The 14,915-nt window shown below is 38.9% G+C and carries 14 protein-coding genes and 1 pseudogene; 1 reads left to right on the top strand and 14 read right to left on the bottom strand.

The window, feature by feature from the left end:
- Positions 1-303: 303 nt before the first annotated feature.
- The 13 genes from PEPE_RS02440 to PEPE_RS02380 form a co-directional block, all read right to left on the bottom strand.
- The gene (locus tag PEPE_RS02440) at positions 304-537 is read right to left on the bottom strand and encodes a hypothetical protein (protein WP_029257763.1); all 234 of its coding nucleotides are present in this window, start codon (positions 535-537) and stop codon (positions 304-306) included.
- 60 nt (positions 538-597) lie between these two features.
- Positions 598-915: a LapA family protein gene (locus PEPE_RS02435; protein ID WP_011673091.1), complete on the bottom strand. Its 318-nt coding sequence runs from the start codon at positions 913-915 to the stop codon at positions 598-600.
- 227 nt (positions 916-1,142) lie between these two features.
- Positions 1,143-1,673, bottom strand: a complete 531-nt coding sequence (locus PEPE_RS02430; protein WP_011673090.1) for a PadR family transcriptional regulator — start codon at positions 1,671-1,673, stop codon at positions 1,143-1,145.
- A 26-nt stretch (positions 1,674-1,699) separates the two neighbouring features.
- Positions 1,700-2,236, bottom strand: a complete 537-nt coding sequence (locus PEPE_RS02425) for a phenolic acid decarboxylase (RefSeq protein WP_002834025.1) — start codon at positions 2,234-2,236, stop codon at positions 1,700-1,702.
- Between the two features lie 155 nt (positions 2,237-2,391).
- The gene (sufB, locus tag PEPE_RS02420) at positions 2,392-3,744 is read right to left on the bottom strand and encodes a Fe-S cluster assembly protein SufB (RefSeq protein ID WP_049752779.1); all 1,353 of its coding nucleotides are present in this window, start codon (positions 3,742-3,744) and stop codon (positions 2,392-2,394) included.
- A 46-nt stretch (positions 3,745-3,790) separates the two neighbouring features.
- Positions 3,791-4,231: a Fe-S cluster assembly sulfur transfer protein SufU gene (gene sufU, locus PEPE_RS02415; protein ID WP_011673089.1), complete on the bottom strand. Its 441-nt coding sequence runs from the start codon at positions 4,229-4,231 to the stop codon at positions 3,791-3,793.
- On the bottom strand, positions 4,228-5,403 hold the full coding sequence (locus PEPE_RS02410) for a cysteine desulfurase (RefSeq protein ID WP_011673088.1): 1,176 nt from the start codon (positions 5,401-5,403) through the stop codon (positions 4,228-4,230). The genes sufU and PEPE_RS02410 overlap by 4 nt, the downstream gene beginning before the upstream one ends.
- 12 nt (positions 5,404-5,415) lie before the next feature.
- Positions 5,416-6,444 carry a SufD family Fe-S cluster assembly protein gene (locus PEPE_RS02405; RefSeq protein WP_002834031.1) on the bottom strand — a complete coding sequence of 343 codons (1,029 nt, stop codon included), beginning with the start codon at positions 6,442-6,444 and terminating at the stop codon, positions 5,416-5,418.
- A gap of 37 nt (positions 6,445-6,481) precedes the next feature.
- The gene (gene sufC / locus PEPE_RS02400; RefSeq protein WP_002834032.1) at positions 6,482-7,243 is read right to left on the bottom strand and encodes a Fe-S cluster assembly ATPase SufC; all 762 of its coding nucleotides are present in this window, start codon (positions 7,241-7,243) and stop codon (positions 6,482-6,484) included.
- A gap of 16 nt (positions 7,244-7,259) precedes the next feature.
- On the bottom strand, positions 7,260-7,847 hold the full coding sequence (gene nrdG, locus PEPE_RS02395; RefSeq protein WP_002834033.1) for an anaerobic ribonucleoside-triphosphate reductase activating protein: 588 nt from the start codon (positions 7,845-7,847) through the stop codon (positions 7,260-7,262).
- A complete protein-coding gene (gene nrdD, locus PEPE_RS02390; RefSeq protein WP_011673087.1) occupies positions 7,840-10,011 on the bottom strand; it encodes an anaerobic ribonucleoside-triphosphate reductase in 2,172 nt (723 codons plus the stop codon). Before nrdD ends, nrdG begins: the two co-directional genes overlap by 8 nt.
- A gap of 19 nt (positions 10,012-10,030) precedes the next feature.
- Entirely contained in the window at positions 10,031-11,317 is a 1,287-nt protein-coding gene (locus PEPE_RS02385) for an NRAMP family divalent metal transporter (RefSeq protein ID WP_011673086.1), read from the bottom strand.
- 328 nt (positions 11,318-11,645) lie between these two features.
- Positions 11,646-12,329 (bottom strand): YjjG family noncanonical pyrimidine nucleotidase, encoded by a 684-nt coding sequence (locus tag PEPE_RS02380; RefSeq protein WP_011673085.1) that lies wholly within the window; start codon positions 12,327-12,329, stop codon positions 11,646-11,648.
- A 145-nt stretch (positions 12,330-12,474) separates the two neighbouring features.
- Between PEPE_RS02380 and PEPE_RS02375 the strand changes: the two genes are divergently transcribed.
- Positions 12,475-13,011: a hypothetical protein gene (locus PEPE_RS02375; protein ID WP_002834038.1), complete on the top strand. Its 537-nt coding sequence runs from the start codon at positions 12,475-12,477 to the stop codon at positions 13,009-13,011.
- A gap of 56 nt (positions 13,012-13,067) precedes the next feature.
- Here the strand turns inward: PEPE_RS02375 and PEPE_RS02370 are convergent.
- Positions 13,068-14,742 (bottom strand): annotated as a pseudogene (locus PEPE_RS02370) (oleate hydratase).
- Between the last annotated feature and the right edge of the window lie 173 nt (positions 14,743-14,915).

Raw genomic sequence — 14,915 nt, 5'->3', positions numbered from 1 at the left:
TTTGCAGACATATAATAGTTTTTATTAAAGTATCCTTAACCATCTAATATAAAAAAGACCAACTTCAAAAGTTGGCCCTCCTCTAAAACAGCAAATCAACTTGCTGTTTTTTGTATTTTATTCTTTAGACTTCCTACCATCAATCAACCTACCAATCCAAGCCAACAACACATCAACTGCAATCAGCAATATCATCGTAATTCCTAACAAATAATATCCCTAATAGGCTTTCATCTGTTGTTTAAACGGTGCCTTCTTAACCTCATACAGAACTTCTCCTGTATTTTCTTTAATATCCAGCTTTCAAACTGTACTACCATCTTTAAAGGTAAACCCAGCTGGCGTCTGAATTGTAGCAGTCTGTCCAGTCATAGCTAAGAAATACGTTGTCGCATACAAGGTTAATTTTTTATGCTTACCATCGTAATCAACCTGATTGAAATACAATGTTACATATTTAGTGTGTGGTTTAACCTTAAGATTAATTGTCTGATTATATTTCTTGGTGAAGATATATGATTTAGGGTTATTTTTCAAAGTATCATAACCCACAATCGAGGCGTTTGACGAACTGGCACCGATTAACCCTATTTATATTTAACGCCCTAGTTGCGTATCTGCATTTTTCTTACGACGTTCTAATTCTTCCGTCTTTTGTCCTAATTCGCGCTTAGTTTGTTCAACTTCATTTTTCAAATTTTTAATTTCGCCATTTTTCTTCATAGCAGAACTCATCGACAATACAAACATGAAAAAGGCACCAATTAATAAACAAATCAAAATCAATAAAATTAGTGGCATCTTAATCGTCGTGAATAAAAAGTTGATGTCTGTCGCTGCCGTATTAGCTAATGCCAATAACGCAATTAAAATAACTAACACAATGCTGATAATAATATATACTTGTTTCTTCATCCTCCAAAACCCCTTCATTCCTCAATTTAATTAAACATTTATCCACTTTAAGAATAGCATAGGTTTAATCTGAAATTTAATTGGTTATCATATTGGTAAATATTTTTTAGGACCTATCAATTACCTCACTATTTTGTTACTAATTCTTTGGGCTATTTCACAACAACAAACCATCAAAAAAAGCGTTGAATTATCAGCCTAACTCAGCTTAGATTCAACGCTTTTTATTAGTTTATTTTAGATTGGAGCCAATTAACATAGTCCGATTCACGTTCGATGGCTCTGGATAAAATCAAATAGTGTCCGTAATTACCTTTAATCGCTGATTCGTCTCCAAATAATAATTCTTTTCGAGCTTTTAAATGAACTACCTTTTGTTGATGCAACGCCAAACACTGTTTTAAAATTTGTTGCAAGATTGGGGCTCGTTGATCTGAAATACAATAAAGTTTCAATGATGTTAATTCATCATTCTTTAAAGTAATCGGTTCGGCAAGCCATCTTTTTAGCGTCTCTTGCCCTTTAGCTTCAATCACGTAATTGATGACTTTCCGATCCTTAACTTCCACATCTTCAGCCACCTTAATCTGCTTTTCATCCACCATCCGTTGTAATTCGGGATAGAGCTGACTATGTGATACCGTCCAAAACTCACTTATATCAGTTTTAAACTCACTAATCATATCTTTACCAGACATCGTTCCATTTTTATTTAATAATCCTAAAATAATGTACGGTAAAACTCTTGGTCTTGGCATTATTGGTTTCTCTCCAAATCTAAACTTTATTTGTTAATGCGTTTGTAGTTTTCATCAAAGTACTTACCAGCGCGGATGTCGTCAGTCATACCTTCGTATGGAGCTTCGGCAATAACTTCATCGTTGTCTTGGCCTGCATCACCCATATAAGTAATTGTAGCAAATTCTGGGACAACTAGCTTAGGGTAAGTTTCATACTTTTCACGAGATTCTTCCATCAAATCGATGTGTTCATTTTGGAAAGTAACCGTGATTTCTGGATGTTCTTCAACCCACTTAGGGAAGAAAATTGTTCCATTTAATTTCTTTTCATTAGGAACAAAGTCCAAGGCTACATCAGTACCAGTTGGTTCAGTCCAAGCTACTTTGTAAATACCTTCCGTTAACATAGCGATATGAGCTTCTTGGTCTTTTACCCAACGACCAGCAACCATTCCACCATGAATTCGATAATCAACAGTATGATCATTTTTAGCATACCATTCGTATTCCCAACCATTATCGTATGTGTAAATAAAATGTGTTCCTAAAAAGTCATCTAAAGTTTTAAAAGTTTTTTCCATGATTTTTTACCCCTTTGTTTTTACATTTATGTTGTTATCAACATAAATAACTATATGACGATAACGACATAAAGTCAACAATTTTGTTTATAAAAAAAGAGTAATACGTCTAAAAGCCGCCATTATAGGGCTTTTTACGTATTACTCTTTTCAATTTATCCAATACTATCTTCCATTTGAAACTTAATTAGCCGATCTAATTCCACCGCATATTCCATCGGTAATTGCTTGGTAAAGGGCTCCAGAAAGCCCATCACAATTAACTGGGACGCCGTTGCTTCATCCAAACCGCGACTTTGCATGTAATACAATTGATCTTCTGCGATTTTAGAGACATGGGCTTCGTGTTCAATCGTTCCATCACTAGTTTCAATATCATTTACTGGGAAAGTGTCGCTAGCACTATCGGGGTCCATTAAAATCGTGTCACATTCCACATGCGATTTAGCCTTGGTTGCGGCTTTAGTGTACTTAATCAAACCTCGATAATCTGCTCGACCACCATTGTGGCAAATTGCTTTAGAAACAATGGTACTGTGCGTATGCGGGGCCATATGAATCATTTTGGCGCCAGTATCTTGATGCATATTGGCTCCGGCAGCCGCAATTGAAAGCATGGAACCCGTAGCTCCTTGGCCAACTAAGTAAATGCTGGGATATTTCATCGTCACTTTAGAACCCAAGTTACCATCGATCCATTCCATGGTAGCGTTCGTCCCAGCTTGAGCACGCTTAGTTTCTAAGCTATAGACATTGGTCGACCAGTTTTGGATGGTTGTATAACGACAATAACCATCTTTTTTAACAAAAACTTCTACGACCGCCGCATGCAAACTATCTTCGGAATAGTTGGGCGCCGTGCAACCTTCAACATAATTAACACTCCCACCTTTTTCAACGATGATGAGCGTTCGTTCAAATTGACCAGTTCTTCCAGCATTAATCCGAAAATAACTTTGAATTGGAATATCAGCATGGACATTCTTTGGTACATACAAAAAGGTACCACCCGACCAAACCGCCGTGTTAAGTGCTGCAAACTTATTATCATCAGCAGGAACCAGTGTTCCAAAATATTGGCGAACTAAATCTGGATGTTTCTGAAGCGCCGAATCGGTATCCATAAAAATAATCCCTTGGCTTTCCAAATCTTTTTTGAGATTACTATAAATGGCTTCTGATTCATATTGTGCAGCGGAACCCGCCAAATATTTACGCTCAGCTTCCGGCACACCAATCCGCTCAAAAGTAGCCTTAATATCATTGGGAACGTCTTCCCAGTCCCGAGCGATGTGATCCGTAGCACGTTGGAAATACTTAATTTGATCCAAATCAATTCCATTCAAATCGGGACCAAATTTGGGCATCGGTAAGTCTAAATAGGTTTGATAAGCTGCCAACCTAATTTCAAGCATCCACGCCGGTTCATTTTTAGCCTGAGAAATCTGCTTGATTGTTTCAGCATCAATCCCCACTCCTGTTGAAAAAACGGGGGCGACTGGATCCATCGCTCCACGTTCATCCCTTAATTGGTCTTTTTCAAACTGTGGATTTTCACTTTCCAAAGCTGATTCCTCCTTGATTCAATCCATCTGCCATTGCATGCCATGCTAGCATTCCACAACGAACACGCGTTGGAAATTGGTTGAGGGTCGCAAACGCGATTAAATCACCTAATTGGCTTTCATCATAATCTTTTCCCAGAATCAAGTTCTGAAAATTTTGCATCAATTGTTGCGCTTCTAAAATGCGCTTGCCTGACAAAGCATCCACCATCATGCTGGCAGAAGCTTGACTGATGATACACCCTTGTCCCGTAAAACTAATCTGTTCCAAATGCTGATCCACCACCTTGAGATAAACCTCAATATCATCCCCACAATCAGGATTTTTCAATTTAGCGTGGTAATTATATTGCGGTAAAACTCCGACTCCGATCGGATACTTAGCATGATTTACAATTATTTTTTGATAAAGTTCTTGAATATTACTCATAATAAAATTTGACCCACCTGATTCATTGCTGCTAAAAGCTGTTCGACATCCCTCGTCGTGTTCATATACGAAACACTGGCCCGGACGACGCTACTTACTCCTAGAGCTTGCATTAAAGGTTCCGCACACATATGTCCGGCTCTAACCGCTACATTTTCGGTATCAATAATGGTCGCTACATCATGGGCATGAATAGTTCCATAGTTAAAACTAAGCACCCCTTGGCGCTCGGCCGCAGACCTTGGACCATAAACTTTAATTGCTGGTATCTGCCGTAATCCTTGGTATAACTGATTTAATAATTGCTGTTCATGTTGATGAATGGTTGTAAAACCAATCTTTTGTAGATATTGAATAGCAGCCCCCAACCCTAAAACTCCGGCAATGTTAGGCGTACCGGCTTCTAGCCGTAGGGGGAGCGGTTGAAACGTCGCCGTTTGAGCATCAACTTCATCAGCCATTTCCCCGCCAAATCGCAAAGGCGCAACCTGTTCTAACAAGTTCCGTTTTCCATATAAAACTCCAACTCCGGTAGGCCCATACATTTTATGTCCAGAAAAGGCTAAGAAATCAGCATCTAATTTTTGAACATCTAGGGGTAGATGACCAACTGCTTGAGCAGCATCTAATACAACCACTCCCCCCATATGATGCGTTTGTTCAATAATTTGCTTGGCATCCACAATGCTTCCTAGCACATTAGAAACTAACGTAATGGCGACTAGCTTGGTTTTCTCCGTAAGCAATTCGGAAAATTGCTGCATATCTAAATTCTGTTGGTCATCTAAACCGACAATTTTCAATTTTGCGCCCGTTTTATGAGCCACGCGTTGCCACGGAATGAAGTTCGAATGGTGTTCTAAAACACTGATAATAATTTCATCGTCTGGTTGAAGTTGTTTTTCCGCATAACCAAAAGCAACTAAATTTAGGGCATCGGTCGTACCACTGGTAAAAATAATCTCCGAGGAGTCCTGAGCATTGATAAAATCAGCCGTGGCTTGACGAACTGCTTCATATTGTTCCGTAACTTGGTGAGCTAATCGATACATTCCCCGATGCACATTAACTTTATGGGCATGGTAGTACATATCAATTACTTCCAATACTTCGTCTGGCATCGGCATGGTCGCTGCATTATCTAAATAGGCTATTTTTTGATCATCTATCATTGTTTACCACCATTACTTTTCCACAGTTTCTTTTGGTAAAACAGGTTCCATGAAATTATTGATTAAAATTTGTTTAGCATCCGCCTCCACTAATCCCCGACTTAAAAGATAGTACAACGCTTCTTCATCATACTGTCCTACACTAGCAGCATGACCAGCTTGCACATCATTTTCGTCAATAATTAACAGGGGATTAACACTTCCCTTAGCATGCGGTTCAATGGTCATTAACCGGCTTTCTTGGGCTGCATTAGCTCCATGGGCTCCCTTATTAATCTTACCGATACTAGTAAAATACACCTGGGCCTTTTCATAAAGAACTCCCCGCATTTTGATTCGGCTAAATGTCTTAGGAGCACGATGGTCGATTAATCCTTGGATTCCAATCCAATCATCCCGACGACCAAATTGGCCCACTTTGAATACAGCAGAGCTTCCCTGTTCTTCAAGCACCGTGATACATTTTCCAAGTACTTTACCCTTCACCTCAGGGTAAAATGACCAATCTAACTGAGCGTCTTTTTGACAATGCAAGTTTGCCATCCATAAACTTTGCTGTGGCGACTGTCCGCCCTGCAACCGATCAACTAAATTTAATCGACTATCGGCTTCCACTTTTCCACATGTTAATAAGTTAAGCCGGGTACTAACTGGCGGATAATGGATTTCGCGTTCTAATTGCATCTGACTTCCGGCACCAACGTTCAATAGCATGGTAAAAGCGGAAGGTTGTGCTGCTTCGAAGGTAATTTCGAGGTGCAACTTATTTTTTAAGGTCACCCGTGCTGGTAGAATCAGCTCAAGTCCTTGCCAAGATTGCTGGGCATGTTCCAACATAAATTGATTATCCACATTAGCTTGCAATTCACTTTCTAACAATCGTTTTCCGGCGACACTAAGCTGCTGCGTGGAGCCGAAAACTTGAATCCTACCACCTGCGGCCTGTAGCTCTTGTAAGGCTAATGGATTAGCTTTCCACGACCACTTCGTCGTTGTCATCGATGCATAGCTAAAATTTTGAGGATCATATTTAATCCCCATAATTTTCGGATATTTAGTTGGCGATTCTAATTTTGTTTCAATCGTTATCGCTCCCCTCCACGGCACCACTTAAATCGGCATAACCCGTTTTTTCTAGCTCTTGGGCGAGTTCTGGACCACCCGTTTTCACAATTTTACCGCCCATCATAATGTGGACCACATCAGGAACCACATAATTTAATAAACGCTGATAATGAGTCACCATTAAGCAACTAAATTCATCACTTCGCATTGCATTGATTCCCTTAGCCACAATTTGCAAAGCATCAATATCCAAACCAGAATCAATTTCATCTAAAATGGCAAAGCTCGGTTTCAGCATCATCATTTGTAAAATTTCATTGCGTTTCTTTTCACCACCAGAAAAATCAGCATTTAAGCCCCGATCAGCGTAGTCTTCATCGATTTCTAAAAAATCCATTTGTTGTTTTAGTTCATTTAAAAACGGTAAAATGGCCACTGGCTGATTTCCATTCCGCGCATTTAAGGCCGCGTGAATAAAATCAGCGTTCGAAATTCCGACAACTTCCGTCGGATATTGCATTGCTAAAAACATTCCTGCTCGAGCACGTTCATCCACACTCATAGTTGTAATATCTTGACCATCTAAAAAGATTTGTCCTTCCACAATCTGATAGAGCGGGTTACCCATGATGGTTTCTGATAGGGTTGATTTTCCTGTCCCATTTGGACCCATCAACGCATGTACTTCACCAGCTTTAATTTCTAAATTTACTCCGTTAAGAATAGGTTCCTCTCCGGCAACCACCTTTAAATCTTTAATTAATAGCGTACTCATCCTATATCATCCCCATTTATCGAATTAGCTTATCCCAAATAATTACCCGATTTTCTTTTAACGATTTAGGGACGTCAATGATTCTTTGGTTGGCACTTCCCCGAAACTGTAAGCTCAAATCCTTTTCAGCTTCTAAAAAGCGTCCATCCACCAAAATATCTAAATAACTTAATAATTGTAATTTATCATATGATTCTTGCATCAGTTCATCCCAAGTATAGCCAGTCCATGACCAAATATCTTTTTCGTTACCAAATTCAGCTCGGATTCGTCGCACCAACCGCAAACAAACTTGCGTGTTCAAAAACGGCTCTCCTCCTAGCAACGTTAAACCTTGTACGTAACTATTAGCGAGGTCCTTCATAATTTGATCTTCTAATTCATCTGAATAAGGCGTCCCATAATGAAAATTTTGCGCAGCTTTGTTATAACAACCCGGACAATTAAACAGGCATCCGGAAACATACAAGCTACATCGAATCCCTTCACCATCTACCATGTTAAAAGGTTTATAGTCGGCAATGTATTGGAGACTACGATCAGCTGCCAACCAGGCTTGTGGTTCCGGATTTTTAGGTAAGCGTACTGGTCGTGATTTATTCATTGGCTTCACCTTGACCCATATGTTTAACCCGTGATGCAATTTCTTGATGACGACCATGGACCATCGGACGAATCATTGGATTACCCAAATATCCACAGGTTCTTTTGACTACATCACAAGTCTTAGGATCGCGGTTACCACACTGTGCACATTCGAAGCCCCGGGCAGTGGGTTTAAAATCGCCATCATAACCACATTTGTAGCAATGATCGATTGAAGCATTAGTCCCTAAATAACCGACATGGTCATAAGCCCAAGTCCAGACCGCTTCTAGCGCAGCCGGATTTTGTTTTAAATTGGGATACTCACAGTAATGAATAAATCCACCCGAAGCGTACTTAGGATAGGCTTCCTCAAAACTTAATTTTTCAAATGGTGTAGGATTTTTACGCACATCATAGTGGAAACTGTTGGTGTAATATTCTTTGTCAGTAATGTCTTTTACCTTACCAAACTTTTCAATATCGTCTTCACAAAAACGATCCGTTAGTGATTCAGCTGGTGTGGAATAAACGCTAAAATGATATCCATATTCGTTTTCCCATTGGAGGCAGTAATCATGCAAGTACTTAACAATTTTTACGGTAAAATCATGAGCTTCCGGATTTTGTTCCCAATCGGCGCCAAAGAAAGCCGTGCCGACTTCGTATAACCCAATGTAGCCCAACGATATCGTTGCTCGATTCTTGTTAAATAATTCATCGACCTCGTCTTCGTCTTGGAGACGTTTGCCAAATGCACCATTTTTATAAAGAATGGGTGCATTCTGCGGCTGTGCCTGACGACAACGTTTAATTCGGAATAATAGTGCGCGTCGAGCGGTTTCAACGCGGTCTTCCATGATTTCCCAAAATACTTGGCGATCGCCTTTAGCTTCTAGCGCAATGCGCGGCAAATTAATGGTTACTACGCCTAAATTCATCCGACCATTATTAACTTCATTTCCGTTTGCATCTTTCCATGCTTGTAAGAAACTACGGCAGCCCATTGGAGCTTTAAAGTTCCCCGTCAATTCGACAATCTTGTCGTACATCAAGACATCAGGATACATTCTCTTAGTGGCACATTCAACCGCAAGTTGCTTAATGTCATAGTTAGGATCACCAGCATTGAGATTTAACCCACGTTTAATTGAAAAGACCAGTTTAGGAAAAATCGCGGTACGATGCTGCTTACCCAAACCTTTAATCCGAACCTTGAGGATTGCTTTTTGGATTTCTCGTTCAAACCAGGAAGTTCCCAATCCGAATCCAACCGTAGTAAAAGGTGTTTGCCCATTAGATGAAAACAAAGTATTAACCTCGTATTCTAGAGCTTGCATTGCATCATAAATATCCTTAGCCGTTTTTGTTTTAGCAAATTCGTCCCGGCGACCTTCTTCAACCCATTCTTCAGCTTCTTTTAAATGTTTTTCATAGTTTAATTTAGCGTATGGAGCAAGCAATTCATCTGCTCGATCGGCCGAACAACCACCATATTGACTAGAAGCCACATTAGCAATAATCTGTGACATTTGAGCAGTCGCCGTTTGGATTGACTTAGGAGGTTCCACATCTGCATTTCCAATCTTAAAGCCCTTTTCCAGCATCCCCTTAAAATCAATTAGACAACAGTTGGTCATCGAAGTTAGTGGAGAATAATCTAAATCATGGAAATGGATATCTCCTCTTAAATGAGCCTTAGCTACAATTTCAGGCATCATGGTTAATCCCACTGATTTACCCACCATTCCGGCAGTCAAATCTCTTCTGGTACTAAAAACATTACTATCTTTGTTGGCGTTTTCATGAACCACCATGTCATTTCCGTTAAAAAGCTGATTAAGTTTGTATTGTGGATCAATGGCGGTCTTCCATTTTTTAATATCTTTTTCACGATAAGCTTCGTACCGTTCTAATAGTTTAGCTTGCTTATTTAACCGCAAAATTTCTTGAAAAACTTGTCTAATATCGGCTGTGCTGATGTTATTGTCCCAATCATCAACAATACGATTAAAAATTTGTTCTTTTAAGCTGGTCTGGAGCGCCGCATCAGAGGTTAATGTTTCTACTACTAAAGCAATTTTATAAGGGTAAAAGTTAACGACTTCCCCATCAACTTTTGTCACCTTCATTTTTTTCAAATTTTCAATTTTGTCACTTAGTACTGTTTTAATACTATCCATCTAAAATTCAATCCCCTTTCTACCAAATCCCCATAATAGGTCCAACCATGTATAAACCGAACCCCATCACTACCATGCACAAAACCGTCACTAACCAACGATAAACTCCGTGCATGCGATATTTTTCTGGTAAAACTTTCGCTTCCAGAATTAACAAAAAACCTAAAACAATTGGCAAAAGCAAAGCGTTCATTACTTCCACTGAAACTGCTAAATTAACTAAATTGATGTTAGCTAATACCAAAATGGCCCCAATAATATGTGCCAAGCAGTAAATTATGTAAAACCCTATACTTCCCTTTTGAAGCGGTTCGTTTAAACTATGTTTCCAATTTAAAACCTCAGTAACGCCCCAAGTGCCGGCTAGGGCTACGACTAACGCAGCCACCAATGATCCACCTAATAAGCTCATTCCCGTAAATAATTTAGCCGGATAACTTCCGATAAATGCACTTAAACCACTGGCTAAGTCACTGACCGTTTCTAAGGCCACTTGCTGGTGCTGAAGTCCCATCGTCGCCGCAAAAGCAATCACAAACGTTAACATAATTCCTTGTGTTACCAAGGTTCCCACAAAAGTATCATGTTTTTCTTTGTTAATACTTTCCACGCCCAAATTTTTGTCGACTACGGCTCCTTGTTGATAAAAAATCATCCACGGCATAATTACTGCTCCAACATTAGCAGCCACTAAATAAATATAGGATGAATTATGCCATGGAATGGTACCAATACCACGCACCATATCGCCCAGTTGCGGTTTAACCATTACTACCACGACTAAAAAAGCCAACTCTGCTAAACCAATCATGACACCTACTTTTTCAACCCGTCGATAGCTGCCGCTAAACGCAATGGCAATCAGTAAAACGGTCGCAATGGGAATTGTAATCCATTTGGAAATACCAAACATTTCGCCCACTCCGGCAATCCCTACAAATTCCGTCAATAATGCGCCAATAGCTGAAATAGCTAGGGTTCCAGCCGAAATCCAAGCCCACTTCTTACCAAAATACTCTCGGATTAACTCACCATGTCCCTTTTTAGTCACAATTCCGAGGCGGACCGTCATCTCTTGCGCAAAATATAAGACTGGAATCAATAAGATTTGGGGAAGAATCATTGTATATCCCCATTGAGCTCCCGACTGAGCTGCAGTGATCAAACACCCTGCATCGGTATCAGCTAACATCACAATTAAGCCGGGACCCCAAACATTAAAAAAATGTTTCACTTTGAAATATGAGGTTGATTGATAACCTCGATTTAAGATATGATTGATGTCGAATGTTCTAACTCTGCGCATTCATTATCGGTCCTTCTTTCTGTCGATAATTCAAATAACCATATCTAAAGATTACTCCGAAATTTTTTAAATTCAATTCTTGAAAACACAACATCTATGTGCTTATCCATATGTATAATACAATATATAGTATAGGGCATCCATTAAAACGCCTTGTCTGCGCGTTTTGCTGGATACCCTATTTTTCTTAAAATTAATCAAAAAAGAGTGACATGAAATCTAAAAAAATGTTCTTCAAAGATTTAAAAATCTTGAAAAACATTTTAGTTAGTTGACCTTCACGGCGCTAAAAAATGCACCAAAAATTAGTTTATCCATGCATTTTAAATTACGCGTTTAAGATAATTTTTTTAATTTGTTTAAACGAATTGGCCACATAAGTAGGTTGGTAGGCTTGAACTACCGGTAATGCTTGAGGATTGTACCAAATACTGTTTAATTGTGCGCGTTTGGCACCCAAAACGTCGGCTTGAAGCCGATCGCCCACCATCAGGGCGTTCGTCGTTAAATTTCCATATTTTTTAAACATCGGTTCAAAGAAACGTTTATCCGGCTTAGCAAACCCAATGTCTTCTGAGATGAAATAGTCTTCAAAATAATGCTCTAGTCCTGAACCTTTTAAGCGACGAAGCTGCGTTTCTTTGACGCCATTAGTTCCTACTAGTAAATGGACCCCCGCCGCTTTTAAATCGCTTAGAAGCTCATCTACGCCTTGTAGTTTGTAAAAATTAGTGTCTAAGCTACTACGATATTCTGCCTCCACCGTTGCTCCGTCAACTTTAATTCCTAATAAATTAAAAGCTTTGGAAAAGCGCGTATTCAATAGAGCATCTCTAGCCTGACCTTGTTCAATTGCTTCCCAAACTTGATGGTTAATTTTGGTGTATGTATCAAACCCCTGCTTCAAGTCAGAAACCCCATATTTAGTCATTATTTTGGTTAAACCTTCTCGTTCTCCCCGCTTAAAATCCAGCAAAGTGTCGTCCAAATCAAAAATTGCATATTTAATCATCATTTACTCCATTCTAAAATACGATTTAAGCCCCAAATAGCAAACAAATGTTTGTGTATTAATACATTGTTTAATATAATTGTATAAGTAATATATTGTCTATTATTAATGCTTTATTATATAGAAAATGAAACGGAACAGGAAGATGCCAAAATCTAAAAAATTTAAACCCCTTAGAATTTTTTCTAAGTCAAACATCGTAATTGTAATTTTAGCGGCCCTTGGAATTCAGACTTATCCTAACTTAACCAACAACCAAATGGCTAAATCAGATTCCAGTGATTATACCACAGATGATACGTCTGATAGTGCAACGGTAATTGAAAATCAAATTGCCAATAATATTAATTCGAGAATTCCTTTTCAGATCAATTTTACGGACAATAACATTATTATTAAAGTACCTAAAATCGATATCTTTAGCTTTACCAGAAATTACGTCCCCAATACGTTAGCAGTTCTAAAAAGTATCAAAAATACCAAGTTACCGACCTCTGCTAAAAATGTTAAGTTTTTAGTGGGCGATGATGCACAAATCTTCTCCGTCAGCGCCATCAAAAAAGCTAATTTCAGTGCTAAGAAAATTAAAGAATTTGGTACTAGTGGAACGGCGTCGGAGATTACCGCTAAAACTTACCAAAACTATTATCAACAATATATCGTGCCTAAAATCCTCAAATAAAAAGTACCGTAGAAAATTTAAATTTTTCTGCGGTACTTTTATTTATATACTTATTTTTATCTAAACATAGTCTTAGTTGCTTTTAGCAAGACTTTTGGATCTTTTTCATAGTGATGAACCGGCGTCATTTGTGATTCTGGAATACCCATGAAGTGGTAAACCGCCTTTTGAGCGGCTCTGATTGAATACTGTTCCGTAAAGACCATATCAAATGGCATTTCAGCAAATTGACTAACAAAAGCCAAGTTCTTAGAGTTCTTTGGTACAACGTCTGGACGATCTCCCACTGCCCGTTGGTTGAACAAAGCACTAGCATATGGCATGTAAACTGGAATAACATTCACGATACTATCCATGATTTCTTCTTCATGATTGATGATGTTATCAGCTGCTCGGTCAACTTCTGATAGATGTCCTAGAAGTTCTTGAAGCATTTCTTTACCCGTCATTTCAATCACTGGTTTATCAACATAATCCCCATTTTTACGTGGGAACATGAAGTAACCCCAGAAGACCGTTTCATTTTCCTTTTGGGCATGGAAATGAGGTTGGTGATGCACCACAATGGATAGGAGGTTGTTACTATCTACCCAAGTATTTAGCGCATTCCCCGGTTCTTGTTGGGTAATTCGACTAATTTCATTTACCAAGTAGTGGTTATTAGTAGTAACCGTGAAACTCATCCATTCACTTTGGGCTCGATCATTAAAGAATTTATCAGGATTTCCAAGGTTATAAAAATGTTCTGTAGCTTGTTTCCAAAGGGCTGCACTTGGAGCGTATTCCATATTTTCTTTAATTGGCGTGTTGAAATCACCCATTGATGAACTATCCGTAATTGCTCCATTAATATCAAATACTAAATCATTTTCATCAACTTCGATTTTTCCAGTTTCACCGCTCTCAACATCTTCGTATTCAAGTCCCGTAACGATAATATCATCACGGAGCGGAGTGTCTTTGAAGTTAAATGCCGTAATTTTTCGGTTATTAATAAATTCAACGCCTTGATCCGCAAGGTATTTTCTCATAGGTAAGATAATACTTTCAAACTGATTGTATGGTGTACGAGTTACCCCTTCCAAAGTATTGATTCGACTGAATTCTAGAATCATCCGATTCATATAGCGCCGAAGCTCCATGGCCGAGCTTTCCTTCTTGAAGGCAAAAGTAGTTTCCCACATATACCAGAAGTTAGTTGAAAAAATATGAGGACTTTCAGCGAACCATTCTGCAATGCTAATATCGTTTAATTTATCTTCCTTACTCTCTGGCATCATCATTAATTTAGATAGTAAGTAGCGATCTTTATTATTAAACTGCATCCGATTATAGTCGTCTGCTCCACCATTGTTACGAATTCCATTCTTCTTATCCATCAATCTGGCAACATCATGAGTGGGATGTGCATGATCGAAATTCAATATATCATCCGTAACCGATTGGCCCGGATTGTCCCAAAGATGGGACACTCCGCAAAATGTCCCAGAGATTTTCGTAAGTTTCTTCGTTTAACATCCGTCCACCCTTGGCTAAATAGCCTCGGTTGTTAGACAGACTTTGATTTCCATATTCTTGCTCATAGTCGGCGACGGCAGCCCCATCATTGGCACCATGTTTTTCTAAACCAAACATCGTAATCTGGTTACCAGACCACCCACCATCGCGAATCAAATAAATACCTGCTGCTAAATTGGCAATTCCAGTACCGATCATATATGCTTTTTCCATAATATGTACCCTCCTGTGCTCAAACCTTGTACAGTATTCTTATATTTAAATTCATGAATATAATAGCACTTTATCCGCCATAATGCGAATATTTTGCACCGTTAATTTTTATTTACTATTACTAAAATAAAAGGTCGGCTTCGCGCTCCTGCTGAGTTGCAGTTTTAGCTCAC

Origin of the sequence: Pediococcus pentosaceus ATCC 25745 (assembly GCF_000014505.1) — a bacterium.
GTDB lineage: Bacteria > Bacillota > Bacilli > Lactobacillales > Lactobacillaceae > Pediococcus > Pediococcus pentosaceus.
Note: the sequence above shows the minus strand (reverse complement) of the source record. Positions and strands in the feature narration are given on the sequence as shown.